Origin of the sequence: uncultured Aquimarina sp. (assembly GCF_947492965.1) — a bacterium.
Lineage (GTDB): Bacteria > Bacteroidota > Bacteroidia > Flavobacteriales > Flavobacteriaceae > Aquimarina.
In genome coordinates this window covers 314,269-339,275 of record NZ_CANLOZ010000003.1, presented here as the reverse complement: position 1 = coordinate 339,275, position 25,007 = coordinate 314,269, and the positions used below count along the sequence as shown (strand labels likewise).

The window sequence follows — 25,007 nt, the reverse complement described above, 5'->3', positions numbered from 1 at the left end:
TTAATTCGTTGAATCTCTGAGAATCAACGAGGTTTTAACAATTTCTGTGGTTGTTTTATAATTATTCTCGGTAGTATTTAATAATCTATCCAATAATATTCTCGCCGCCCTAGCTCCTAAATCTTCGGCATGCTGAGAGACCGTCGTTAACTTAGGATAGGAGTGCTTGGATAGTATTCCATCGGTAAATCCGATTACAGATATATCCCCTGGAATTTTATACCCTAGCTTATTCGCCATATTGATAGCTACTGCTGCTGCGGTTTCATCCAAACCTAACACAGCATCTATTTCATTATTTTTAAGAAAAGATTCAATCTCCTTCTCTTCTAATTCAATATTATTTATTGGCAATTCAACAAGTGTTACCCCTTCATTATCAGCCACTTCTTCATGAGCCCCTTCTAATCTTAATCTACCAACGCTTAGATCAAAAATGGTAGAGATTATAGCAATTTTTCGACAACCTGTTTTAATCAAATGTTGCACAGCCGTTTTTGAAGCGTGCTTATCATCCACAATAACCTTATCACAATCCACTTCTGCACTTACGCGATCAAACATCATAAGTGGCACATTATCACGCTTCAAATCTTTAAGATGATCTAGCTTATTAAGCATCTGAGTTTCCTTACTCAAAGCTAAAATAAAACCATCTACACTACTATAATTAAGCATTTCTACATATTCTACTTCTTTCTCATAAGATTCGTTAGTAATGCAGGTTACAATTTTATACCCTTCTTTAGAAGCTTCTTGCTCAATCCCATAAAGTACTTTAGCATAAAAATGATTAAGAATCTCTGGCAGTAAAACACCAATAGTATTTGTTTTGTTACTTTTTAAACTAACAGCTAGTGCATTTGGTTTATAGTTATAAAAGTTAGCTAACTCATGAACTCTATTGATAGTTTTCTGACTTATCTCCGAATCATTCTTTAATGACTTAGAAACGGTAGAAATAGATAGATTTAACTCTTTTGCAAGCTGTTTTAGGGTAACCTTTTTCCTCATGACTGTGCTATTAGAAATTCCTTATTTAAGACTGATAAGAATATTAGTCAAATTGTCTTTGGAGTCTAAATTAAGCTTTTTTCTTAATCTATGCCTGCTAACATCTACACTTTGTGAACTTATTCCTAATAGAGGCGCTATTTCTTTAGAAGAAAGATTCATTTTCAGATAAGCACACAGTCGTAAATCCTTGGAAGTTAGGTTAGGATAATTATTCGAAAGCTTTTCGTAAAATTCTTGATGTGATTTATCAAAATTAATTTCAAACAACTTGCTTTCTTTATCTGTAATATAATAGTCCACTAATCGCACTAATTCATTGTAACTATTGGTTGGCAACTTTTGATCAGAAGCATCCTGAACCTTTACAATCTTATCCCTAATCTTTTTAAGAATTTTATTTTTATTCAAATTCACGTAGGCGATCTGAGTCAGCTCTCTACTTTTTGCTTTTATTTCATCTTGTAATTTAGAGTTATTAAGCTCGATGATTTTATGCTCCTGTTCTAATTTTTGCGCTCTATGTTCTTCTTCCTGCTTTTTTAATTTCATTGCTTTTTCTTCCAATAAAATCCTTTCCTGTTTTTTCATTTTATACCTATTGATCCCTCTTACTGAAATAATCAATATCAAAAACAAAATCAAATAGAGCATATATGCCCAATGTGTTCTATATATTGGAGGTTTTATACTAAAACTAAATGTTCCTAATCGATATTCTCCATTGTATTCTGCTCTTACTTTAAAAGTGTAATTTCCTTCTTTCAGGTTATAAAGCGTTCGCGCTGTACTCGTGGTTTTAGGACTCCAATCATTATCATTTAAGCTCGTCTGGTACTCTATTGCTTGTCCATAAATTGGTAATGCGTAGTTAATCTTCAGATCATTATCAGAAAATGCAATTTTATCCCCAACAACGTATGAATTTCCACTATTTACGGAAACAAAATTTCTAATTAGGATATCACTTTTAATAGTTTCCGAAATCGTATTATTCTTTTTGGAATACATAGCGAAACCATTAAAAACAGGAATTACAGTATTTGAATAATCAACAGGAAAAACATTCAAAACATCAGGCACCAATTGATCTTTTAATTCGTGAAGCACTATTGCATTTTCAGATTTTTTTACTGCAACTTTATCATTGCTTACATACCAAGTTTCTTCTCCATTTTTAAAAATCCTAGGAGCAGATCCTAGATTTGCTTGTATTTCCGTTTTAATAAAATCTTTGTTCTGATGAGAGTATGTGTATGTATGATAGTTTGAAGTTATTACTATTTTGTCATCTACCATGGAAAGCGCTATTCTATCACCTTCAAAATCACTTACAGGATAAAAAGCCACATCCTTTAATTGTTTTTCGTCATAGTCTAGCTCAAATTTAAACACACCATCACTATACAGTGCTACCCAAAGGTAATTTTCCTTATCTACCTCTAAATACCTACCGGATTTTTCAAAACCACTCAACTTAAACCCTTCCCATTTACCTTCTCTTTTTTGATATAGCGATATACCATTATAATTTCCAGAAACAATAACATCCTCTTCTTCTGAAAGTTTATATTTCCTGAAATTCCAAGCACCTAAATCTTCTCCCATTCGAGTTAAGACTTTACCTTCTACGGCATAAGCCCCTTTATCATGACCAACATAAACATCATCATCAACCTTTTCGATATTCCAAACCTGACCGTTTAATAGTAATTCAAAATCTTTATTAAAATCCGAAGAAGTGGTGTTACCCGCATAAAGTCCTTGATTAGTTCCTAAGTAAGAAAGTTTTTGATCATTTACAATCGCGTAGGTAGTTCCCAACTCTCCAAAGTAATCATAATAATAGGTAAGAGGAGAGTTTAATTTTATATGATCCACTCCATAATCTAACGCTAACCAAAGGTTTTCCTCATAATCTTGATAAATGGATAGGATCGTATTGTTTTGGAGCCCGTTTCTCTTATTAATATTGTGAGTTTCTCCTGTACTTACATCTAATAAGTATAATCCATTAGAAACTGTACCAAGAGCTATTCTATCATCATTAAGTTTAAGAAAAGAAAAGATCTGAGCTTTTTGAACTTCTTCTGACACAGAAAAAGTAATAGGTATGAGTTCATCATTTATTACTTTATATAATCCTTTAGTATCAGTTATAATAATTAAATTATCGTCAATTTTAGTAACGCCAACTATTTTTTCATTTAAAGTTGGATCACTTATTACAGGGATTAAATTGGTTTCCTGCAGTCTAAAAACCCCATACTTTAAATCATTTACATAGATCTGATTGTCGATACTATAACTCCACTTAAAACGATACGGAGCGGGAATTTTGGTAATTATATTTCCTTGATTAACATATAAATTTCTGAAGGTTTGAAAAATGATCTCATTGTTAACAAAATGTGTTCTCCAATACTCTTCAATATCCGCAGCTACATCTTTTTTGTTATTTCTTAATGGCTGAATTGTATAATCCTCATATCCATTTTTAATCAACATCCCATGATGCTCATCAGCCCCAAAATATATAGTGTCTTTGTTCTTAACAAAAAGACTTCTATTTACCATTTCTGGATTGGTGTCTACTGAAGTCCAATCAGTGCCGTCAAAAATTAAAATCTCATTCCCATTAGCAATATATACTAAACCATTTTCATCTTGTTTAATATCCCAAGATTGCGCATTAAATCCCATGTTTTTGGTGTCATAATGGGTTATCTTAGGAAGTGTTTTATTTTTTATGGATTGCGAAAAAATCGAAAATGATAAAAAATAAAATGTAATAAAAAGACGATACATGAGATGAGTTTTTACATAAGTAGGCTTATCAAATATACCATTAAAATCTTAACATACCTTATTTACACTTTGTTTATAAGATATCAATAAGCACCCTATTCTTTTTAATTTTAAAATATGGGTATTAATTTTTATATTATTTAAGCTTAATTTTCTTTTTTAAATCTCCAATACTAATCTCAAAATCTCCAGGCTCGGCAATAGTCTTTAACTCCTGATTTACAAAGGAAAGCTCATCCTTAGTGATTGTAAACGAAACCTCTTTAGACTCTCCTTTGCTTAAAGCAATTTTCTCATATCCCTTCAAAGCTCTCACTTCGGGAGTAATACTGGCATACAAATCACTAATAAAAAGCAACACCGCTTCTTTTCCATCTCTACTACCAGTGTTTGTAACGGTTACTGAAACGTCAATAGAACCATCTTCATTCATTTCTTCTGCACTTACGGATAGATTACTATATTCAAAAGTTGTATACGATAATCCATCACCAAACTCATATTGTTGATCATAGTCCGAATCATAATAGTTTGGAATGGAAATGTTATCAGAGTGTTTGTGATTATAGTTTACAAATGCATGTGGATGTTTTGGATAATTTATTGGCAACCTTCCAGAAGGGCTTTCTAACCCATACAATAAATCTCCCAGAGCATCTGCTCCGTGGTTACCTGGCAAATATCCCATAAATACAGCATCTACTAAAGGCTCTATCTCGTTAAAGATGATTGGTCTTCCTTCTAGTAACACAAGCACTATTTTCTTACCTGTTTTTGCCAATGCTTTTGTTAGTTCTACTTGATCCTTTGGCAATAAAATAGAATTAATATTTCCTGGAGTTTCTGTATAGGAGTTTTCACCTAAACATAATAAAATAACATCAGTTTGTTGAGCAGCCTTTACAGCAGCAGCAATATTCTTTTGATCTTCGAAAGAAACCTCTTTTAATACAGTACTATCGATACCATTATCTTCTTTAAACGAAACTCCCTGAACAAATGTAGCATTACCTAAACCTACAATAGCTTCAGCAATTGTATTTTTATCTTTAGCATAGTTATCTGCTTCACTTCCCTGCCAATTATATGACCATCCTCCATTTAGAGATCTCATGGTATTGGCAGTGGGACCTGTTACTAAGATTTTTGTTCCTTTTTCTAGTGGCAGTACCTCATCTTTATTTTTTAGCAATGTAAAAGATTCTAACGATGCTTTTTTGCTTACTGCAGCAAATTTTTCTGATCCAAAATCAGGATAATCTTTAGGATCTGTGACTGGGTTTTCAAATAGACCCAATTGCATTTTTACTTTTAATATTCTAGAAACTGCACTATCGATTCTTTCCTCAGCTACACTCCCCTCTTTCACCAACTCTACCAACAGTTCGGCAAACTCAAAATCATGAGGTACCATACTCATATCTACACCTGCGTTTATAGACATTTTGATTGCATCTTTAATTGTTTCCGCAACTTTATGCCTCGTATGTAGATAATTGATATCTGCCCAATCCGTTACTGCAATACCCTCGAAGCCAAGTTCGCCTCTCAATACATCCGTTAACAAGAATTTGCTAGCATGTACAGGAACTCCATTTATTTCTCCCGAATTAATCATTAAGGTTACAGACCCTGCATCTACAGCTGCTTTAAAAGCTGGTAAAAAATATTGTCTTAATTCTCTTTCTGGAATCCAAGCAGGTGTTCTATCTTTACCAGACAAAGGAACGCTATATCCTAAATAATGCTTCATACAAGAAGCTACAGTATAAGGGTCTCCAAGTGTTCCCTGATAACCCTCTACCATTGCCACACCCATTGTCTTTCCTAAATAGACGTCTTCACCAAAAGTTTCCCATAACCTTGGCCATAAAGGATTTCTTCCTAATCCCAAAACAGGTGAAAAATTCCAAGGAATCGACGAAGCTCTTGTCTCATAAGCAGAAATCTTAGCAACTTCTTTTACCAAATCTCGATTAAAAGTTGCAGCCAATGCGATCTGCTGTGGAAATAACGTTGCTTCTGTAGTGTAATTAACACCATGAATAGCATCTATACCATATATAATAGGAATTTGCCTAGGTGTTTTCGCAGCCTCATCTTGAAATATCTTTATAGTTTTATACCAATCTTGTCTGGATAAAGGAACTCCTGGAGTATTTAATATAGAACCAACTTTATAAGTATGAATTGCCTTGCGCACTAAGGCAGAATCCAACTCATAAGGCTGAGCAGAACTATACTGATTATCTCCTTTGGTAACTACATCTAAAGTAATTTGAGTCATTTGCCCTACTTTTTCCTCTAATGTCATTTCGGAAAGCAGTGAAGCAACTTTTTTATCAATCTCTGTATTCATAGAAGGTTTTTCCTTTATTGTTTTATCATTGTCTTCGGTTGATTTTGAGTTACAACTTAATACCAAAAGACTGAATACGATAATATATAATTTGTGCATCATTTAATTATTTAAAAGAAAAATTACTTTCTAGTTCTGTTTTTGAGCTACCTCCTATAAACACTTTGAAATCTCCTGGTTCTGCTTCCCATTTTTTATTAGCAGTGTAAAACTGAATCGTTTTTTCATCTATCGTAAAAGTGACTGTTTTACTCTCTTGAGGACCAAGTTCTATCAGTTGAAACCCTTTCAATTCTTTTACTGGTCGTGTTAAGCTACCTATTAAATCTCTAAGATACAGCTGTACCACTTCCTTGCCTTTTACTTTCCCCGTGTTTTTGACTATAACAGAGACTAATAATTTTCCTCCTGCACTAAATGTTGGAGCACTCACTTTTAAATCCTTATATTCAAAATCGGTATAACTTAATCCGTGACCAAAAGGAAACAAAGCATCATTCTTTTCATCAGTATAATGTGACCAAAACACCATACCATCCTGATTTACTGGTCTTCCTGTATTTTTAACATTATAATACAGAGGTGCTTGACCTCCATGTCTAGGAAAAGATACTGGTAATTTCCCTGAAGGGTTATAATCACCAAATAATACATCTGCTATTGCATTTCCAGAAGTTGATCCAAGATGCCAAGTTTCTAATATTGCGGATGCTTTTTCAGCAATATTAGAAAGAGCCATTGGACGACCATTCATAAGCACAACTACAATATTTTTGTTTACTGCATAAACAGCATCAAATAACTTTTGTTGTGGCGGAGTTAATTCTATACTCACCTGACTTCTTGCTTCTCCAGATTGAAAAGCTTCTTCCCCTAATGCTAAGACAACCACTTCTGCTCCTTTAGCAACACTTACTGCGTTTTCAATTCCCTCAAAATTATCTCTATTAACTTTCAAACTTCTAACGAAACTTCTTTCACCCACACCTATCTCAACTCCTTTTGCGTGTGAAATTTTTGCAGAACTAGATACAGCAGCCTTTATACCTTCTAGTAATGAAACTGCCGAATTCGGTGTTGCCATTCCTCTCCAACTTCCAATAGGAGTATCTTTATCATCCGCAAGAGATCCAATAACCGCAATACTTTTTGCATCTTTCTTGAGCGGTAACATATTACCATCATTTTTTAACAAAACAATTGATTTCTTGGCAACATCTCTAGCTATCTCTAAATGCTCCTTTGTATATATCTCTGTTTTTTCACGTTCTTCATTACTATATCTAAAAGGATCATCAAACAACCCTAATTCGAACTTAACTCGTAAAATACGTCTAGCTGCATCTTCTATAAGTTTTTCATCTACTTTTCCATCTTTTACCAACTTTTCCAAACCAACTTCATAAGCTCTACCTTCCATGTCCATATCATTACCCGCATGTATCGCTATATCAGCTGCGTGTGTTCTATCTTTTGCATATCCATGAAAAATCATTTCAGCAATAGAAGCCCAATCCGAAACGATAAAACCATCCCAGTTCCAAGTATTCTTCAAAATATCTCTTTGCAAACCTTTATGACCTGTTGCTGGAATTCCATCTATCTCATTAAACGAACTCATCATTGATGCTACACCAGCATCAACTGCCGCTTTAAAAGGAGGTAATACGGTATTGTGTAATTCATATTCTCCTATACTTACTGTGTTATAATCTCTTCCTCCTTCTGCAAAACCATAAGCTGCAAAATGCTTAGCACATGCAGCAAGTGTATTCTCTTTTGCTAAATTATCTCCTTGAAATCCCTGAATTCTGGCAACTGCTATTTTCGATGCTAAAAATGGATCTTCTCCTGCTCCTTCCATAACTCTTCCCCATCGAGCATCTCTAGAAATATCCATCATAGGACCAAATGCCCAATTAATACCAGACGCAGTCGCCTCCTTTGCTGCAATTTCTGAAGACTTTTTAATAGCCTCTAAGTCCCAACTTGCACTTTCACCAAGTGGAATAGGAAAAATTGTTTTAAAACCATGAATCACATCATATCCAAACAACAATGGAATTTTTAATCGCGAATTTTCCATTACCGTTTTTTGTAATTCTTTAGTACCTGCTACTGATGTAGCGTTAAGCATAGCCCCTACTTCTCCGTTGCGAAGTTTCTCATATTTTTCTTTATTCCCAACATCCGAAGGTGGTCCGGTTACATCCCAACTACCATTATATAAAACAAGCTGTCCTATTTTTTCCTTTAATGTCATTAAAGCAATAACAGAATCCACTTTCTGCTCAATATTTTTATTCTGAGAAAAACCCTGTAATGGAGCACCTACAAATAACCCCAATAGGACAATACCACAAATATTATTTTTAGCATATTCTTTAATAATTCTCACCTATCTTATTTTTTAGTTACGTCAATTAAATTTATCTTACTTACTTTCTTAATATAAATCTGATTCGTTTTTTAAAAATCAGTAAATAAACACTTTAGATTTTTATCTCGAAATATTGATAAAGCTACAACATTACATTCTAATTTGCGCTAACTAGATAATCTTAACATTATCATTACATTTTAATTCAATTATCCCATTGACATTTATATATGTCTAAAAAAATCACTGTTAATCAACGAATTGAGCGATTTAATTGTTAAAATAATAGAAAGTTATCAGGAGTTAAAAACAAAACCTAATAAAGATTAAATAAATATATTATAACAAATGAGCTTAGGGATTAACATCTAAAATGCAACAAATCTTTTAGTAAAAAAACATGCTTTTTATCTTAACAATTGAAGAGTAAAATAATTATAGATCAATATAATTCACAATTCCTAATAATGGGTGTCAATTGGTTATTTTAACGTGTATGATCGGTATATTTTTGACAAAAAAACTTAAATATTTAACATTCCCTTTTTTTTTATCTCCATAATGTTGATTTTAGACATTATGAATAAAAGATAAATTTATTGTAAGTTTTAATCTATATCTTACGACATACAATAACTATCTGTTTTAAAACAACGATTATATGTCTAAAACATATTACGATCCTTCGGATCTTAGAAAATTTGGAAAAATTACTGAATGGAGCGAAGAGCTAGGAACTAAATTCTTTGATTATTATGGAAAGGTTTTCGAAGATGGTGCATTAACGGCGAGAGAAAAATCTTTAATCGCCTTAGCAGTTTCCCATGTGGTAAAATGTCCTTATTGTATTGATGCCTACACAAAAGATGGTTTACAAAAAGGAATTACTAAAGAAGAAATGATGGAAGCTGTTCATGCAGGAGCTGCTATAGAAAGTGGGGCTACACTAGTACATGGTGTACAAATGATGAATAAATACGAAAAGTTGTCTATGTAAGATTGAGGCTGATATCTTAAAAGACAATTTTAATAAAAATGATGTATGGCTACTAAGTCACTGAAAAAAAGAAATAACGAATTAGCAGATTCTAATAGGCAATTAGAAATACTAAACAATGGTATTTTTGCTAACGGTGAACTACCAAAATTTGCTGATAAAATTGCTGAAATTGGCAAAAACCCTTTACGTCCTAATAAACTTGAAATATTACAGATCAATGTTGGATACATGTGTAATCAAGTATGCGAACACTGTCATGTAGATGCAGGTCCTGATCGTAAGGAGATTATGACCAAAGAAACTATGCAACAATGTTTGGATGTTATTAGAAAAACAGGAGCGCACACACTGGACTTAACTGGTGGAGCACCAGAAATGAATCCTAATTTTAGATGGTTTGTAGAAGAAGCCAGTAAGGCTGGAATTAAGGATTTCATAGTACGTAGTAACCTGACAATCATAAGGGCAAACAAAAAATATTATGACTTGCCTGATTTTTTCAAAAAACATAATGTTCATGTAGTTTCCTCAATGCCACATTGGACGAGAGGTAAAACCGATAAGCAACGTGGAGATGGTGTTTTTGACAAATCCATTAAAGCGCTTCAAGAACTAAATGAGCGCGGATATGGAATGCCCGACAGTGATCTTCGCCTTGATTTAGTATACAATCCTTCTGGTGCTTTTTTACCAGGTGATCAAGCTTCTATGGAAAAAGATTTTAAAAAGGCTTTGCTAGAAGATTTTGGAATTCACTTTCATAATTTGTTTGCAATCACTAATTTACCGATCAGTAGATTTTTGGATTACTTAATTGCTTCTGAGAATTATGAAGATTATATGTATGCTTTGGTCGAAGCTTACAATCCTGCAGCTGTGGCTAATGTTATGTGCACAAACACAATTTCTATAAGTTGGGATGGATGGCTTTATGATTGTGATTTTAATCAAATGTTAGATCTAAAGGTAGCAAGCAAAGTAAAACATATTAGCGAATACAACGAAGAATTACTTCAAAACAGAAATATTATCATTTCCCAGCATTGTTATGGTTGTACCGCTGGTGCAGGAAGTAGTTGCCAAGGAACAGTAGCTTAATTATGAATTTAAAAACCGCCATATTAGTTTTTGCAAACTCCTCTAAACAGGAGGTGCTCAATAAACCAATATTTGGAGGTGATAAACTATTCTCAGAGCTTAATAAAGCTACTCTCAAAATAGTACAAAGTACAGGGATTCCATTTTTTGTATGTACAGAGAGAGATCAGATTGGAAATAGTTTTGGAGAACGTTTTGTAAATGCGATTCAGAATATTTATGAACGAGGATATGAAAGTGTAATTACTATCGGGAATGACACACCTCATCTACAAAAACATCACTTAGTTGAAAGTGTTAAGCAACTTAAAAATAATAATTTTGTACTTGGACCTTCTGTCGATGGTGGATTTTATTTAATGGGGTTGCACAAATCTCAGTTTAATAAAAACACCTTTTTAAAACTCCCTTGGCAGTCTAAAAACCTGGCTAAGAGCGTATCTCTTTTGATAAAAACTTCAAAAATCGAAGTTACTCAACTCGAAGTTCTTTATGATATAGATACTTTAGAAGATTTAAAAACTATTTCTAAAATTGGTTTTGGTCTATCTAAGATGATGAAGACCATTATCAATGAAATATTACGCCCTTTTGTTCAAATATTTCGTGGTGTAATAACAAGTACAGATACCTACCAACAATATTCTTTTTACAATAAAGGATCTCCACTCTTATCTTAAGACATTTATAAAGTCAATTTAGATGATTCCTATACCTTATTAGGAATTATTGCTCTTATAAAACTACAGCGATCAAAAGCATATCAACATTTTAGTATTGACCAATCAGTCTCTTTGAGATTACAGCATTACGAACATCATCTGTATGAAGAAAGTAACTCTTATATTTTTCTGTATACTATTACCCTTACTCGGAATAAGCCAAAATTCCTTAAAGGAGTTGTTAACACTACACAATAGTAAGAGTATCCCTTACATTACTGTTAAAGAACTGAAAACTTCTAAAAACGATGTTATCCTTTTTGATGCAAGAGAGCTTGTAGAGTACCAAACAAGTCACTTAAAAGGTGCTATTCATGTTGGGTATGATTTTTTTGAAATAAAGAAAATAGCGAATCAAAACATCCCTAAAGACTCAAAAATTGTAGTGTATTGTAGTTTAGGAATACGATCAGAAGACATTTCAGAAAAGTTAAAAGAATTTGGTTATACCAACATATATAATTTATACGGCGGCATATTTGAATGGAAAAATGACGGTAATGAAGTAGTGGATATGAACGAAAAAGAAACTAACAAAGTACACGCATTTTCAAAAGAGTGGGGAAAATGGTTGTATAAAGGAAAAAAAGTATACAAAAGGTGAAAGAAAAGAATCTATTATTAATTTTTACCCGAAACCCCGAATTGGGTAAATGTAAAACAAGACTAGCAGCTACCATAGGCGATCATGCTGCTTTAGAGGTATATCAAACTTTATTAAATCACACAGTGCGTATCACAAAAGATCTAGATATCACGAAAGAGGTACATTATTCTGTAAAAGTTAGAGAAAATGATATTTGGGATAACCATATCTATCACAAAAAACAGCAAGATGGTGAAGACCTCGGACAACGAATGAAAAATGCATTTCAGAATGGTTTTACTAATGGATATACCAATATCATTATCATCGGAAGTGATATGTATGACCTAAATCAGGAAGACATCGAAAACGCATTTAGAGCTCTCCAAGATCATGAATATGTAATTGGTCCTGCAATGGATGGAGGATATTATTTGTTAGGGATGAAAAGAATGAACTCTGAAGTTTTTGAAAACAAAGATTGGGGTACTGAGACAGTCCTTAAAAGTACATTAAACGATTTACAACAAACCAATATAAAATTACTGGAAGAACGAAATGATATCGACTATTATGAAGATATTAAAGACATCTCGGCCTTTCAACACCTATTAAGTTATCAAAATGATTAAATACATTAAAGAAACAACAGAGTATCTACAGGAAAAAGGATTTGAAAACCCAGAGATAGGAATCATCTTAGGAACAGGACTAGGACAACTACTTAATGAAATTGAAATTCTTAAAGAAGTAAGCTATAATCATATTCCTAATTTCCCCACTGCAACGGTAGAGTTTCATAAAGGAAAATTAATTTATGGAAACCTAGAAGGAAAAAAGGTTGTCGTAATGCAAGGTCGTTTCCACCTATACGAAGGATATTCTCTTCAGGATGTTACTTATCCTGTACGTATCATGCAGCAGTTGGGAATTAAAACATTGCTAGTTTCAAATGCTTCAGGAGCCATTAATCTAAATTTCAAAAAAGGAGAGTTAATGTTAATTGATGATCATATCAACCTTCAGGGAGGATCGCCACTTGCATTTAAAGGAGTAGAACAATTAGGAACTCGTTTTACGGATATGAGTGCTCCATATGATGCCAATCTTAATCATCAATTGGAAACCATTGCAAAAGAAAATAACATCACTTTGCACAAAGGCGTATATGCCTCTGTGGTAGGGCCACAATTAGAAACACGAGCAGAATATAGATACTTGAAGATAATCGGAGCAGATGCAGTAGGAATGAGTACTGTTCCAGAAATTATTGTCGCTAATCACTTAAATCTAAAAGTAGCTGCAGTTTCTGTACTTACGGATGAATGTGATCCTGATAATTTACAACCTGTAGATATTGAAGAAATTATCGCTATGGCAGGAAAAGCAGAACCAGAAATGATTCTTTTATTTAAAGAACTAATAAAATCCTTGTAGAAGCGTAAGATAAACCCCATTAATAGTAAAAAGAAAGTATAAAATATGAGTTATTTAGAAACCACACATGATGTTTATAAAGAAGCAGCATTAACTCCAGATGTTGGACTATGTTGTACCACAAATCCAATTTGGGAACTACCAGGATTAAAAATCCCAAAGATCATGCAAGAAATGAATTATGGATGTGGAAGTACTGTAAATGCCCGAGACCTTACCAACAATCCTAAAATTCTATACGTTGGTGTTGGTGGAGGAATGGAATTATTACAATTCTCTTATTTCTCACGCCAAAAACATGGTGTTATCGGTGTAGATGTAGTACAAGAAATGTTGGAAGCTTCTCGTAAGAATTTTAAAGAAGCTGAAGAACAAAATGATTGGTTCAAAAGTGAATTTGTAGATCTTAGATTTGGTGATGCTCTAAATCTTCCAGTAGAAGACAATAGTATTGATGTAGCTGCTCAAAATTGCTTGTTTAATATCTTTAAAGAAGAAGATCTAAAAAAAGCTATCGAAGAAATGTATCGTGTCTTAAAACCTCACGGCAGATTGGTGATGAGTGATCCTACTTGTGAGCAGCCAATGAATGAAACGTTAAGAAACGACGAACGATTAAGAGCTTTATGTTTAAGTGGTAGTCTTCCGATTGCAGAATATGTAAAAGCACTTACTGATGTTGGTTTTGGAACAATAGAAATTAGAGCACGTAAGCCTTATCGTATATTAGACCCTAAAAACTACGAAACGGATGAATTAATCTATATAGAATCTATTGAGGTGGCTGCTATTAAAGATCCAATGCCAGAGGATGGACCTTGTGTATTTACTGGGAAAGCAGCTATTTATTATGGAGATGAAGACTATTTTGATGATAAAAAAGGACACGTTTTATTAAAAAACCAACCTCTTGCCGTATGTGACAAAACTGCTGCTGCTATTGCTGATTTGGGAAGAGATGATATCTATATTAGCGAATCTACTTTCCATTACGATGGTGGCGGATGTTGCTAAATTTATTAAATATGTAAGCATTCATATCCCTAGAACTTCTTTTAGTTTTGGGGATATGTTTTTTTAGAACTTCTTCGACATTGCTTTTCTAAATTCATATATAATCAAAAGCATAGAGCACCAAAGCGGACTCATATTGATTTTCAATCCTTTTCCTTTCGAAAACCTTATAATTTGTCTGGCATAAAATCCTCCTTCGGCTGCATCTTCAAATTGTTTAATTCCCGTACGCAAAACCAAGTTTTCTAATCTAGGTAACTTCCCTTTTAGAAAATCCGATATCTCATCCCTATTCGTAATAAAAGGACGAGCCATACCAATTAGATCTACTTCGCCATTAGATAATACTTCGTTACAAAAATCATATGACCTAAAACCTCCAGTAATCATTAGTGGCAACTGACTGATTGCTCTTATTTTCTTAGCAAAATCTATAAAATACGCCTCTCTGCGTTTTGTACTCTCTTTTAGTTTTTCATCTTCTTCATTCATAGTAAAAAAAGCAAGCTTTTCATAGGTTCCTCCAGATATCTCCAGTAAGTCTATCTTTTCATTATCCAACATTCGAACTACCTCTAAGGATTCTTCCTCTGTAAAACCTCCTCTCTGAAAATCAGCAGAATTCAATTTTACGGCTATAGGAAAATCAGCTCCTACTACTTTCCTAACTTCTTTGATAATAGTTAGTAATAAACGACTTCTATTTTCAATACTACCTCCCCATTGATCAGATCGCAAATTGGTATTAGGTGATAAAAACTGGCTCAATAAATATCCATGAGCAGCATGGATTTGAACACCAGTAAAACCAGCTTCTTTGGCTAATTGTGCAGCCTTGGCAAAACCTTTAATTACTTTTAGAATATCCTCTTCTGTCATAGCTTTAGGTTTACCAAAAAGCCCTAACTTTTTTAACTGAACTTCAGAAGGTGCTAAGGGTCTACTAGTTCCAAAACGATTTGTTTGTCGACCAGAATGCGAAATTTGGACCCAAACATGATTACCATGTTTTTTACCAGCTTCTGCCCATAACTTTAATTTTGGGAGCATATTTTCATCATCAAAACATACATTACCCGCAGATTCTAAATGTTTCCTATCGATAACTACATTTCCGGTTATTAGCAAGCCTGCTCCAGTAGCAGACCAATCTTCATACAACCGATTATGGCCTTTAACAGGTTCATAATTCCGATTGCTGATACGCTCGGTCATAGCGGATTTTACCAATCTGTTTTTCAATACCGCTCCGCAAGGAAGTGTCAAAACTGTACTAATCATATAGAAATAGTTCGATTACAATAATACACATTCAATAAGTAAGTTCCAATATAAGGAACTATGAATTACGAATAACATCTGTAAGGAATGGCACAGACTTTGGACTAACCTCGAGTATTTAACGAATATTTATATAAACATTTCGTTATTTGGAAAAACAAAAAATAAATTAAGTGTCAAACCTAACCATTTGGAATAAAAAACATAAAAAATGAAGACCCCAAAACTATTTGTATTCGCAATTATTGCATTCATATCACTACAAACGAAAGCACAACAAAAATTAGATCATGCCATCTGGGATCAGATATTATTGATCAATGTATCTGATGACGGAAAAGTAGATTATAAAGGATTTATGAGAGACAGTGCAGAGCTATATAAGTACTTCAACTATCTTTCTGATAATCCACCTGCAGAAAATTGGAGCAAAGAAGAAAAGTTAGCATACTGGATCAATGCTTACAATGCCTATACTATCAAGCTTATCATTGATAACTACCCTTTAAAAAGTATTAAAGACATTAAAAATCCATGGGACAGACAGTTCTTTAAAATTAATGGCGTACTACACAGTTTAAATGAACTAGAACACAAAATTCTTAGAAAACTAGGAGAACCTAGAATTCATTTTGCTATCAATTGTGCTTCTTTTTCTTGCCCAATAGTATGGAATAGAGCTTTTACTGCAACTAATGTTGATAATGCCTTGGAAACACTTACTGGAAATTTTATCAACGACCCTAAAAGAAATACGATTACTGAAGAAGTAGTAGAGGTTTCAAAAATTTTCAGTTGGTTTAAAAAGGATTTCAAAGTAGATGGTGAAGATGCAAAATCTTTTATCAATAAATACTCTAAAGTTAAAATTGATAAGCAAAAAAAGAAAGGATATAAGAAATATGATTGGAGTTTAAATGAGTAACTTTATACCATAAATAACAGCTGACCTTTTGAAAATTTCTATCGTCATTCCTATTCTTAATGAAGCGGCTTCTATATGTAAGCTGCTTTCGCATTTGATACAGGTTTCTTATGCTAAAGACACCATTAGTGATATTATCATTGTCGATGGTGGAAGCACTGATAATTCAAAAACCGTGGTACAACAGTTTGCAGAAAGCCAAGCTGTAAAGATTAAATTAGTAGATTCCGAAAAAGGTCGCGCTAAGCAGATGAACACAGGAGCATCGGTTGCTACAGGTGAAATTCTGTATTTTTTGCATGCTGATTCCTTTCCTCCAAAGCATTATGATAAGGATATCATAACGGAAATAAAAAAAGGTAATGAAGCTGGATGTTTTCGTATGAAGTTTGATTCAAATCATTGGTGGTTGCGATTTCTAGGCTGGCTTACAAAATTTGAAAGTAAACGCTGTCGTGGTGGCGATCAAAGTCAGTTTATAACCGCATCATTATTTAAAGAAATAGAAGGTTACGATGAAAATTATATCGTTTATGAAGATAATGATCTAGTAGATCGTCTTTTTGCGATTAACAAATTTGTTATCATTCCTAAATACGTCATTACTTCTGCAAGACGTTACAGAGAAGTCGGAGTTTGGCGATTGCAATACCACTTTTTAAATATTCATATGCGACGGTGGTTGGGTGCCTCTTCAGAAGATTTATATAGGTATTATAAGAAAAAAGTTGTTTCTTAAATCTACTTCTTTATCTTTAGGGAAGTGGAAACAATACCAATACTTTTAGTTGTTTTACTCCTAATTGGAGCTATTCAGGGAATCATTTTCGGAACCATATTATGGCAAAAAAATGGATTACATTATATAGCTAATAGGTTTCTAGCTGCCATTTTATTCTTCTTTTCTTACCGACTTATTGTAGAGACATTAAATATATTTGGTTTAGGCCGTTATGATGTTTGGTATCATATTTTGCTAGAATATAATTGGATTTACGGAACGCTTATTTTCTTTTTTGTAAAAAGTTATGTGAATCCAAAATTCGAATTTAAACGGAAAGATTGGATTCATTTTCTACCAGTATTCATTGAATTTGCCTGGAGCTTTTTTATCAAAGCTCAAAACTTTTACTGGGATGGAACCAGAGAAAGCCTTACTTGGTTAGGATATTGGGGATATGTAGTATGGATGCATTATCCAACGATGTTTGTCATTTCTGGAGCACTCATTATTTTTTATAGTAGTAAAGCCGAAAAAATACTAAGTAATATGACGAGTGTAGAAGGATATAAGATCATTCCAGGAAAACTCGACTGGATCAAAAGAGTAATTTTGGTGATGAAAATATTCTCTATTATTTATGTTCTTGGAATTTTAATAGACTTTTTCTTTTTCAATTTTGCCAGTAATTTTTTCTACGGTCATCCTGTATTTATAGGCATGGCGATTATTACTTATTGGTTAGGGCTCGAAGGATTTTCTCGCAGAAAAGAAAGTGCATTTAAACCAACAACAACTGTCTCAGATAAAGAAAAAGAGCAACTTGTGACTATCAGTAATGCATTGAATCTTAAAATGCAAGAAGACCAATTATTTAAAGATCCTGAACTTACCTTAGCTTCCCTATCCGAACAACTATCTGTAAAACCATACTTGGTAACCAAGTGCCTTAATACCATCTACGAGAAAAAGTTTAATGATTACATCAATGAACTTCGTATTAAAGAAGTAAAAAGGTTAGTAAATGACTCAAAAAATAACAATTTTACCCTTTTAGCATTAGCTTATGAAGCAGGTTTTAACTCTAAAGCTTCTTTTAACCGAGCAGTTAAAAAAATAACCGGTAAACCTCCTAGCGCTTTAAAATCAAATAGTTAAACAGTCTCAATTAAAAAATTGAGCCCTTAACTTTCTTCAAAATTTGTCTCATTTAGCGAATTGAAACGATTTTAGTTGTTAAATGATCAATATTTGTCTCGAACAATTCTAAAATCAGAACAACATGAGACAATTAATGACATTTACAGTAATCGTATTAGTAACATCTTTCTATAGCTTTTCTCAAGAAGACACAAAAGATCTACAACAATTAGTTGGCGAATGGAAACTGGATATGAGTCCACAGGACACCACAGATTCCAATTTTGCTATGATGCGTATCGATAAGATTACTTCCAAATCCGTAGAAGGAACATTTTACAGAGAAGGTGTAAAAATGAGAGAAGGAAGAGTAAACACTCAATTAGATGTGATTTATGTAGCACTTGTCTCCGGTGACAATAGTGGTGACTATAATACCACATTTTACTATAAAAATGGAAAACTTTATGGATCTACACATGCTATAAAGAAGGACTTTTTAGCTGTATGGACTGCAGAAAAAATAAAATAATCATGAAAAAAGTCATCTTACTATGCGTTGTTATGTATACGTTCTTACTAACAGCGCAAACTAAATATGGAACACCTATAAATGATAAATTACCTGAGAAATTAAGCAGTTTACGCAGAGCTATCTCCGTAAAAAATTTTCCAAAATCAATTGATGCAATAAAAATTGATGATCGATATTACTGGAAACATAATACCGCTATTCTATGTAAAGAAAGTGAAATAACAATTATTGAATACGGTGCATATCTATTCTATAATGATACTTGGAATTTAAGAAAATCATATCCACTAAAAGAACTAAACAAAAATTTCAAAACCAAAAAACAGGTAATGAAACAATCTCAACCTTATACCTGGGCAAACAATTGGCGAACAGATGATACGCTGTTTGGAGGATGGGCCATGTGGTATTTTATTGGTATAACCGAAGATGGAGAAACTGTATGTGGTTATGAGAAGATTGAAACAACAGATAAACTTTTAAACTAAATCAATTATGCCAACATTAAAAAATATAGTAATCATAAGTCTAATCATAATTGGATTACAAAAGATACAAGCGCAGAATTACACTTTAGATGTAAAAAGTTCTGAACTATCATGGACTGGAAAAGCTGCCTTTAACTCGTACGCACTTACTGGAACTATTACACCTAAAAGTGGAACGGTAACAGCCTTGGACAAGACAATTTCTTCCTTACAACTAATCATTAATATGAAGAGTATTGATCACGAAAATAATGACCTAAAAAATCACCTTAAAAATGAAGATTTCTTTGAAGTAAAGAAATATCCAACAGCTACCTTCATCGTTAATAACTCAGTTACATTTGAAAACACAGAAACTGTTTTAACAGGAAGCCTTACGATAAAGGGCAAAACAAATACAGAAAATATTCCTGTTACTATTGAAAGCAAAGGCACTGATATCTTGATTACATTTAAATATTCGATAGATAGAACAAAATATGGAGTGAATCATAATTCTCCGAGTATTTTTAAAAGAATGAAAGAAAATGCGATCGCCGATGAATTTATTTTAGAGGGGAAATTATTATTTAAATCGAAATAAGTTCTGACCGAAAATCGTTATTTTTATAAAACAACAGTATTTTACCCAACGATTTTTTAAGATTTTTGTTTGTTATGAAAGTAGTTCCACAAGCATTCTACCAGCATCCAAAGATTGAAAAGGTCTTAGTAGATGGTTTATCCTGTGTCATTCTTAAAAGCGTACAGCATGCAGATCTTCAGAATGAGCGTTATTTAGCATCGCATGCATTAACATTAGTGTTAAACGGTGGATTACGAATTGAAACCAAAGAAGGAGATCTTTCGATTGTAAATAAGAATCAAATGATACTTCTCCCAAGAGGGCTATATATGATATCCGATATCGTTCCAAAAAATGAATCTTTTGAGGCTATTGTATTCTTTTTTGATGAAGAAATCACGGATGAGTTCTTACGAAACTTCGAAGTCTCAGATATTACAAATTCTAACAATAGCATTATTTTAGCATATGATCAAAATATTAGATTATTCACGGACACGCTCATTACCTTATATAGAAATAAAAATCAACATCAATTTACCAAACCGAAATTACTCGAATTATTGCATTTGATTAGCCTTTCTGATGCAGGTGAAGCTTTTGTAAATAGATTACAACATCACAAGAGAAGAGCTAAAAAAGACATTAAAGCTTTTATGGGTGATAATTATGATAAACCTTTGGATATAGAAGATTACGCATATCTAACAGGTAGAAGTATTTCGACTTTCCGTAGAGATTTTAAATCCAAATTTGGAGTTTCCCCTAAGAAATGGCTAGTTCAGAGACGAATGGAAAAGGCAGCGCTCTTATTAAAAGATACTCCTAGTTCGGTAACAGCTATTGCACAACAAGTTGGTTATGAAAACACATCACACTTCATAAAAATATTTCAAAATAAGTTCAGCCTTTCGCCTAAACAATTTCAAATCAAATATCGAAAAGATATCCTTTTATAAAGTTTTGACCGAAAAACACTATTTTTTGTTTTTTTGAAAAGTTAGCACATTTATTTTCCTAGACATTTGTACAAAATAAATATATACAGATGAAAAAAATAGGATTTATAGGACTTGGTATTATGGGCAGTAGAATGGCGGCCAATCTCCAAAAAAAAGGGTATGATCTGGTTGTATATAACCGGACCAAAGAAAAAGCAAAACATCTATTGCAAAACGGTGCAACTTGGGCCACTTCACCCAAAGAAGTTGCTAAAGAAACTGACGTGATTATTACAATGCTTTCTACTCCTGAAGTAGTAAGAGAAGTAGCTATAGGAAATCAAGGTTTTCTCTCTTCACTTAAGGACAACAGTATTTGGTTGAATTGCAGCACGGTAAACCCTTCCTTCACTAAGGAAATGGATATCATATCAAAAGAATTCAGAGTTCGCTATTTGGATGCTCCTGTAGCAGGAACAAAAGCACCTGCAGAAAATGGAGAATTGCTTTTTTTAGTTGGAGGAGATACTGCTTCGGTAAATGAAGTATCACCATTATTAACCATCATGGGCAAAAAGACATTGCACCTAGGAAAAGTTGGAAAAGGTGCAGCTATGAAAATGCTAATCAATCAATTATTAGGGCAATCGATGGTTGCTTTTGCAGAAGCAATGGTGATGGGAGAGGCATTGGAATTAGAAAAAGAAACACTCTTTAATGTGCTTCTAAACACTCCAGTAGTAGCTCCTGTTATTTCAAATCTACGTCATAAACTCGAAAATTCGGATTATGAAGCTAATTTCCCTTTAAAATGGATACAAAAAGATCTTCACCTATCTAGTATATCAGCGTATGAAAACAATGTAGCTGCACCTAATCTAAATAGTACAAAAGAAATTTTTGCACAAGCAAAACAACAAGGATATGGAAACTTGGATTTTAGTGCAGTATATGAATTTTTAAACTCTAAAAAATAAAAAAATGAAATTATTACGAATCGATGCTAGTTCTAGAATTGAGAATTCAGATAGCAGAAAAATGGCAGATTTATTTCAAAAACAATGGCAACAAAAAAACCCAAATAGCACTTTAGTTGCAAGAGATATTATCAATACTCCAATACCTCATATCCAACAAAAAACTATTGAAGGATTTTACACTCCAACTGATCAACTTAGTGATGATTTAAGTAAAGCTATTAGATTATCTGACACCCTAATTGCTGAATTAAAAGAAGCAGACATCTTGTTGATCAGTACACCAATGTATAATTTTAGCATTCCTTCTGCTCTAAAAGCCTGGATTGATCATATCGTTAGAATCAATAGTACTTTTGGAGTCAATGAAGAAGGTGGTTTTTATGGAAAAATTGAAGGGCTGAAAGCCTATATCATCACCTCTGCTGGAGCTGTATATGATTCTCAGGAAATGAAAGCCTTAGATTTTCTTCAGCCATATTTACAAACTGTTTTAGGACTTATTGGAATTACCGATATAACCTTTCTACCGTTAGAAGGAACTACTATGAATGAAGAAATTTTTGTAAAAACAAAGGAAAGTGCTGAGGAAATAATAAACCATTTATAAAAAGCAACAAATTCCCCGTTTTTCCGTTCTTAATGTCATAGACATAAACCTCAAGTGTCTCTAAATGTTTGGGGAAATATTATTCTTAAAACCTTAATTATGTTAAAAAGCATTTTAAATTTAAAAGACACTCAGACCCTTAGTAAAGAAGCGCAAAGATCTGTAAATGGTGGAGCTGTAAGAGCAACTTGCCCTACATATTCACCTCAAGAATGTCAGGCTTGTGGTGGATATCCACTGCCTAATGGTTGTTGTTTAGGTACTAGAGAAACGCATATGTGTCTAACGGGTATATTTGAATAATAAACAAACAAGGATCTAGTTTTAATTACTAGATCCTTGTTCTTTTAAAATAACTATTATTTATAAAACCTTATGTAAAAATGCTCTCATTTTCTTAATAATAGATTCGCTCTCTTCTTCTAAAGCAAAGTGTCCAGTATTATAAATATTATAATCAATATTCTTTACATCTCTTTTATAAGCTTTAGCTCCGCTCTCGGGAAAAAAAGCGTCGTTCTTACCCCAAACAATTAATAATGGTGGTTGATTATCTCTAAGATATTTTTGCCATTTTGGATATAACTTAATATTATTTTGATAATCATAAAACAGATCTAAATTTACCTTGTGAGCATTCGGTCTAGACAATCGTAAGTAATCCAAATGCCAAGTATCGGGGTTTACATTCTCTGGGTTTCTGGTTCCATGAGTATATTGCCATTCCAATCCTTCTAATGAAAATACTGGTAATAAAGCCTCTTCAGTTGCTGAATTCCGATTAGTCCAAAATACTCTAAGATCTTTCCAAGCAGGTCCTAATCCTTCTTGATATGCGTTCCCATTCTGATTTATAATTGCCGTTACTCTTTCTGGATGTTTGGTAGCTATTCTAAATCCAACAGGAGCCCCATAATCCTGAATCATTAATGCATACGAAGTTAGTTCCAACTTTTCTAAAAAAGTATTAATCGTATTTGCAAGATTATCAAATGTATATTCATAATCAGTTTCACTAGGGAAGTCGCTATTACCAAAACCTGGATAATCAGGTGCTATCAAATAGAATTCATCAGATAATTGATTTAATACCTTTCGATACTGGTGTGAAGAAGCAGGAAAACCATGTAATAATACCACTGCTGGATTTTTTGGATTACCCGCTTCGCGATAGGCTACTTGTACCCCATCTACATTGATTTTTTTATATTTCACACTATACGCTTCAGTAACTACATTATCATTACTAATCAAGCTTAGATCAGACCCCAACATGTTACTTGTAATAGCGAATATTAGGATTAAAACTAGATGTTTTGTTGTTTGAATTTTCATTTTGTGTATGTATTTAAATTAGACTATAATTTTCTGTCAGATACTGTTATCTCTAGATCATTGATACTAGCGTATCTCTTTTTCATAAGGCCATTTTCATCAAATTCCCAATTCTCGTTGCCATACGCTCGAAACCATTGTTCCTGATCATTTTTATACTCATATTCAAATCGAACTGCAATCCTATTTCCTGTAAAAGCCCACAGTTCTTTTTTCAATTTATATTCCTGTTCATTCTTCCATTTATCAGTTAAAAAATCTTGTACTTCTTTTCTTCCGTTGATAAATTGATTCCGATTTCTCCACTCGGTATCTTCGCTATATGCTTTAGACACTTTAATTGGGTCTTTTGAGTTCCAGGCATCTTCTGCCATTTGCACTTTTTGTTTTGCTGTCTCCTCTGTAAAAGGAGGTAAAGGATACTTTTTTTCCATGATGATTTTATTTATTACCGAACGTTCGGTATAATTATTATTCAAAAAAATACGTTAGCCTATATAGTATTTTCCTATTTCTTCTAAAGTTTCTAAAAACAACGAATTATCAGACATTGCATTAGACACTACCAAACTTCCTTGTATACTAATAAGACCTCGTCTGGCGATCTTAGAAGATGTTTGCTTATCTAAGCCAAACTCCAAACCGAAATTAGAAAAATGCTGAATCCAAGATTCCATTTCTGATTTTATTTTTTCACCAAAGATCTCCATTCCGGCTTCCATAGATAGTGATCTTAATACACAAGTTTCCTTTCCTTGATCGTATAACTCACCAATTTTTTGTAATACTAATTCTAATCTTTCTTTTGGTTCTTTAGTCTCATCCAAAAGTACTTTGTAAAGATTTGTTTGCAGCCAATCCGAAGAATAAGACAGTACAGCTAAACCTATTTGTTTTTTACCTTCAGGAAATCTATGATACAAACTCGCTTTCTTAAGACCAGCTCCTTCCGCTAATTCATTTAAACTAGCACCTTCATACCCTTTAGTCCTAAATACTTGATTCAGGCCTTCTATTAACTGTTGATCATCTACTTTTACTGGTCTCATAACGTTGCAAATGTAGCCTTTT

General features: G+C 33.1%; 25 protein-coding genes. 17 read left to right on the top strand and 8 right to left on the bottom strand.

The features are described from left to right. The 4 genes from Q1B37_RS09600 to bglX all read right to left on the bottom strand — a co-directional run bounded on the left by Q1B37_RS09600 (position 1) and on the right by bglX (position 8,579). The gene (locus Q1B37_RS09600) at positions 1-1,014 is read right to left on the bottom strand and encodes a LacI family DNA-binding transcriptional regulator (protein ID WP_299898232.1); all 1,014 of its coding nucleotides are present in this window, start codon (positions 1,012-1,014) and stop codon (positions 1-3) included. 21 nt (positions 1,015-1,035) lie between these two features. Then, positions 1,036-3,822 carry a LuxR C-terminal-related transcriptional regulator gene (locus Q1B37_RS09595; RefSeq protein ID WP_299898231.1) on the bottom strand — a complete coding sequence of 929 codons (2,787 nt, stop codon included), beginning with the start codon at positions 3,820-3,822 and terminating at the stop codon, positions 1,036-1,038. A 136-nt stretch (positions 3,823-3,958) separates the two neighbouring features. Next, the gene (locus Q1B37_RS09590; RefSeq protein WP_299605685.1) at positions 3,959-6,280 is read right to left on the bottom strand and encodes a glycoside hydrolase family 3 N-terminal domain-containing protein; all 2,322 of its coding nucleotides are present in this window, start codon (positions 6,278-6,280) and stop codon (positions 3,959-3,961) included. Between the two features lie 7 nt (positions 6,281-6,287). Next, a complete protein-coding gene (gene bglX, locus Q1B37_RS09585) occupies positions 6,288-8,579 on the bottom strand; it encodes a beta-glucosidase BglX (RefSeq protein WP_299898229.1) in 2,292 nt (763 codons plus the stop codon). 643 nt (positions 8,580-9,222) lie between these two features. Between bglX and Q1B37_RS09580 the strand changes: the two genes are divergently transcribed. The 7 genes from Q1B37_RS09580 (at position 9,223) to arsM (ending at position 14,418) form a co-directional block, all read left to right on the top strand. After that, positions 9,223-9,558 (top strand): arsenosugar biosynthesis-associated peroxidase-like protein, encoded by a 336-nt coding sequence (locus tag Q1B37_RS09580; protein ID WP_299605680.1) that lies wholly within the window; start codon positions 9,223-9,225, stop codon positions 9,556-9,558. A gap of 45 nt (positions 9,559-9,603) precedes the next feature. Further along, positions 9,604-10,659 (top strand): arsenosugar biosynthesis radical SAM (seleno)protein ArsS, encoded by a 1,056-nt coding sequence (arsS, locus tag Q1B37_RS09575; RefSeq protein WP_299898228.1) that lies wholly within the window; start codon positions 9,604-9,606, stop codon positions 10,657-10,659. A 2-nt stretch (positions 10,660-10,661) separates the two neighbouring features. Then, positions 10,662-11,339 carry a DUF2064 domain-containing protein gene (locus Q1B37_RS09570; protein ID WP_299898226.1) on the top strand — a complete coding sequence of 226 codons (678 nt, stop codon included), beginning with the start codon at positions 10,662-10,664 and terminating at the stop codon, positions 11,337-11,339. Between the two features lie 145 nt (positions 11,340-11,484). Further along, positions 11,485-11,985: a rhodanese-like domain-containing protein gene (locus tag Q1B37_RS09565; protein ID WP_299898224.1), complete on the top strand. Its 501-nt coding sequence runs from the start codon at positions 11,485-11,487 to the stop codon at positions 11,983-11,985. Further along, positions 11,973-12,599 (top strand): TIGR04282 family arsenosugar biosynthesis glycosyltransferase, encoded by a 627-nt coding sequence (locus tag Q1B37_RS09560; RefSeq protein WP_299898702.1) that lies wholly within the window; start codon positions 11,973-11,975, stop codon positions 12,597-12,599. The genes Q1B37_RS09565 and Q1B37_RS09560 overlap by 13 nt, the downstream gene beginning before the upstream one ends. After that, positions 12,592-13,404, top strand: coding sequence for a purine-nucleoside phosphorylase (locus tag Q1B37_RS09555; protein ID WP_299898222.1), 813 nt, complete (start codon positions 12,592-12,594; stop codon positions 13,402-13,404). Before Q1B37_RS09560 ends, Q1B37_RS09555 begins: the two co-directional genes overlap by 8 nt. Before the next feature lie 45 nt (positions 13,405-13,449). Further along, positions 13,450-14,418: an arsenosugar biosynthesis arsenite methyltransferase ArsM gene (gene arsM, locus Q1B37_RS09550; protein WP_299898221.1), complete on the top strand. Its 969-nt coding sequence runs from the start codon at positions 13,450-13,452 to the stop codon at positions 14,416-14,418. A 63-nt stretch (positions 14,419-14,481) separates the two neighbouring features. On the opposite strand, the gene Q1B37_RS09545 is transcribed toward arsM, so the two are convergent. Next, complete coding sequence (locus tag Q1B37_RS09545) at positions 14,482-15,699, bottom strand: NADH:flavin oxidoreductase/NADH oxidase family protein (RefSeq protein WP_299898219.1); 1,218 nt, start codon at positions 15,697-15,699, stop codon at positions 14,482-14,484. Positions 15,700-15,910: 211 nt separating this feature from the next. Between Q1B37_RS09545 and Q1B37_RS09540 the strand changes: the two genes are divergently transcribed. The 10 genes from Q1B37_RS09540 to Q1B37_RS09495 all read left to right on the top strand — a co-directional run bounded on the left by Q1B37_RS09540 (position 15,911) and on the right by Q1B37_RS09495 (position 22,904). Further along, positions 15,911-16,624 carry a DUF547 domain-containing protein gene (locus tag Q1B37_RS09540; protein ID WP_299898217.1) on the top strand — a complete coding sequence of 238 codons (714 nt, stop codon included), beginning with the start codon at positions 15,911-15,913 and terminating at the stop codon, positions 16,622-16,624. Positions 16,625-16,652: 28 nt separating this feature from the next. Then, complete coding sequence (locus Q1B37_RS09535) at positions 16,653-17,363, top strand: TIGR04283 family arsenosugar biosynthesis glycosyltransferase (RefSeq protein ID WP_299898216.1); 711 nt, start codon at positions 16,653-16,655, stop codon at positions 17,361-17,363. Between the two features lie 24 nt (positions 17,364-17,387). Next, a complete protein-coding gene (locus Q1B37_RS09530; protein WP_299898213.1) occupies positions 17,388-18,503 on the top strand; it encodes a helix-turn-helix domain-containing protein in 1,116 nt (371 codons plus the stop codon). A gap of 124 nt (positions 18,504-18,627) precedes the next feature. Next, positions 18,628-19,017 carry a hypothetical protein gene (locus tag Q1B37_RS09525; RefSeq protein ID WP_299898211.1) on the top strand — a complete coding sequence of 130 codons (390 nt, stop codon included), beginning with the start codon at positions 18,628-18,630 and terminating at the stop codon, positions 19,015-19,017. Between the two features lie 2 nt (positions 19,018-19,019). Beyond that, on the top strand, positions 19,020-19,508 hold the full coding sequence (locus Q1B37_RS09520) for a hypothetical protein (RefSeq protein WP_299898209.1): 489 nt from the start codon (positions 19,020-19,022) through the stop codon (positions 19,506-19,508). A 7-nt stretch (positions 19,509-19,515) separates the two neighbouring features. Further along, positions 19,516-20,091: a YceI family protein gene (locus Q1B37_RS09515; protein WP_299898206.1), complete on the top strand. Its 576-nt coding sequence runs from the start codon at positions 19,516-19,518 to the stop codon at positions 20,089-20,091. Between the two features lie 74 nt (positions 20,092-20,165). Further along, positions 20,166-21,032 (top strand): AraC family transcriptional regulator, encoded by an 867-nt coding sequence (locus Q1B37_RS09510; RefSeq protein WP_299898204.1) that lies wholly within the window; start codon positions 20,166-20,168, stop codon positions 21,030-21,032. An 89-nt stretch (positions 21,033-21,121) separates the two neighbouring features. After that, positions 21,122-21,991 (top strand): NAD(P)-dependent oxidoreductase, encoded by an 870-nt coding sequence (locus Q1B37_RS09505; protein ID WP_299898202.1) that lies wholly within the window; start codon positions 21,122-21,124, stop codon positions 21,989-21,991. A 4-nt stretch (positions 21,992-21,995) separates the two neighbouring features. Further along, positions 21,996-22,601, top strand: coding sequence for an NAD(P)H-dependent oxidoreductase (locus tag Q1B37_RS09500; protein WP_299898200.1), 606 nt, complete (start codon positions 21,996-21,998; stop codon positions 22,599-22,601). A gap of 99 nt (positions 22,602-22,700) precedes the next feature. Next, the gene (locus Q1B37_RS09495; RefSeq protein WP_299605641.1) at positions 22,701-22,904 is read left to right on the top strand and encodes a hypothetical protein; all 204 of its coding nucleotides are present in this window, start codon (positions 22,701-22,703) and stop codon (positions 22,902-22,904) included. A gap of 60 nt (positions 22,905-22,964) precedes the next feature. Here the strand turns inward: Q1B37_RS09495 and Q1B37_RS09490 are convergent, their stop codons facing one another. From Q1B37_RS09490 to Q1B37_RS09480, 3 genes are read right to left on the bottom strand one after another with little or no spacing between them, the layout of a single operon-like run. After that, positions 22,965-23,936 (bottom strand): alpha/beta hydrolase, encoded by a 972-nt coding sequence (locus Q1B37_RS09490; RefSeq protein WP_299898198.1) that lies wholly within the window; start codon positions 23,934-23,936, stop codon positions 22,965-22,967. Between the two features lie 23 nt (positions 23,937-23,959). Continuing rightward, positions 23,960-24,370, bottom strand: a complete 411-nt coding sequence (locus tag Q1B37_RS09485; RefSeq protein ID WP_299898197.1) for a nuclear transport factor 2 family protein — start codon at positions 24,368-24,370, stop codon at positions 23,960-23,962. Positions 24,371-24,424: 54 nt separating this feature from the next. Next, on the bottom strand, positions 24,425-24,985 hold the full coding sequence (locus Q1B37_RS09480; RefSeq protein WP_299898196.1) for a TetR/AcrR family transcriptional regulator: 561 nt from the start codon (positions 24,983-24,985) through the stop codon (positions 24,425-24,427). Positions 24,986-25,007: the final 22 nt, after the last annotated feature.

What these genes read in the sequence shown, in the direction of transcription:
- Q1B37_RS09600 (WP_299898232.1), bottom strand. Translation starts at nt 1,014, where the DNA reads ATGAGGAAAAAGGTTACCCTAAAACAGCTTGCAAAAGAGTTAAATCTA.
- Q1B37_RS09595 (WP_299898231.1), bottom strand. Translation starts at nt 3,822, where the DNA reads ATGTATCGTCTTTTTATTACATTTTATTTTTTATCATTTTCGATTTTT.
- Q1B37_RS09590 (WP_299605685.1), bottom strand. Translation starts at nt 6,280, where the DNA reads ATGCACAAATTATATATTATCGTATTCAGTCTTTTGGTATTAAGTTGT.
- Q1B37_RS09580 (WP_299605680.1), top strand. Translation starts at nt 9,223, where the DNA reads ATGTCTAAAACATATTACGATCCTTCGGATCTTAGAAAATTTGGAAAA.
- arsS (WP_299898228.1), top strand. Translation starts at nt 9,604, where the DNA reads ATGGCTACTAAGTCACTGAAAAAAAGAAATAACGAATTAGCAGATTCT.
- Q1B37_RS09570 (WP_299898226.1), top strand. Translation starts at nt 10,662, where the DNA reads ATGAATTTAAAAACCGCCATATTAGTTTTTGCAAACTCCTCTAAACAG.
- Q1B37_RS09565 (WP_299898224.1), top strand. Translation starts at nt 11,485, where the DNA reads ATGAAGAAAGTAACTCTTATATTTTTCTGTATACTATTACCCTTACTC.
- Q1B37_RS09555 (WP_299898222.1), top strand. Translation starts at nt 12,592, where the DNA reads ATGATTAAATACATTAAAGAAACAACAGAGTATCTACAGGAAAAAGGA.
- arsM (WP_299898221.1), top strand. Translation starts at nt 13,450, where the DNA reads ATGAGTTATTTAGAAACCACACATGATGTTTATAAAGAAGCAGCATTA.
- Q1B37_RS09545 (WP_299898219.1), bottom strand. Translation starts at nt 15,699, where the DNA reads ATGATTAGTACAGTTTTGACACTTCCTTGCGGAGCGGTATTGAAAAAC.
- Q1B37_RS09540 (WP_299898217.1), top strand. Translation starts at nt 15,911, where the DNA reads ATGAAGACCCCAAAACTATTTGTATTCGCAATTATTGCATTCATATCA.
- Q1B37_RS09525 (WP_299898211.1), top strand. Translation starts at nt 18,628, where the DNA reads ATGAGACAATTAATGACATTTACAGTAATCGTATTAGTAACATCTTTC.
- Q1B37_RS09520 (WP_299898209.1), top strand. Translation starts at nt 19,020, where the DNA reads ATGAAAAAAGTCATCTTACTATGCGTTGTTATGTATACGTTCTTACTA.
- Q1B37_RS09515 (WP_299898206.1), top strand. Translation starts at nt 19,516, where the DNA reads ATGCCAACATTAAAAAATATAGTAATCATAAGTCTAATCATAATTGGA.
- Q1B37_RS09510 (WP_299898204.1), top strand. Translation starts at nt 20,166, where the DNA reads ATGAAAGTAGTTCCACAAGCATTCTACCAGCATCCAAAGATTGAAAAG.
- Q1B37_RS09505 (WP_299898202.1), top strand. Translation starts at nt 21,122, where the DNA reads ATGAAAAAAATAGGATTTATAGGACTTGGTATTATGGGCAGTAGAATG.
- Q1B37_RS09500 (WP_299898200.1), top strand. Translation starts at nt 21,996, where the DNA reads ATGAAATTATTACGAATCGATGCTAGTTCTAGAATTGAGAATTCAGAT.
- Q1B37_RS09495 (WP_299605641.1), top strand. Translation starts at nt 22,701, where the DNA reads ATGTTAAAAAGCATTTTAAATTTAAAAGACACTCAGACCCTTAGTAAA.
- Q1B37_RS09490 (WP_299898198.1), bottom strand. Translation starts at nt 23,936, where the DNA reads ATGAAAATTCAAACAACAAAACATCTAGTTTTAATCCTAATATTCGCT.
- Q1B37_RS09485 (WP_299898197.1), bottom strand. Translation starts at nt 24,370, where the DNA reads ATGGAAAAAAAGTATCCTTTACCTCCTTTTACAGAGGAGACAGCAAAA.
- Q1B37_RS09480 (WP_299898196.1), bottom strand. Translation starts at nt 24,985, where the DNA reads ATGAGACCAGTAAAAGTAGATGATCAACAGTTAATAGAAGGCCTGAAT.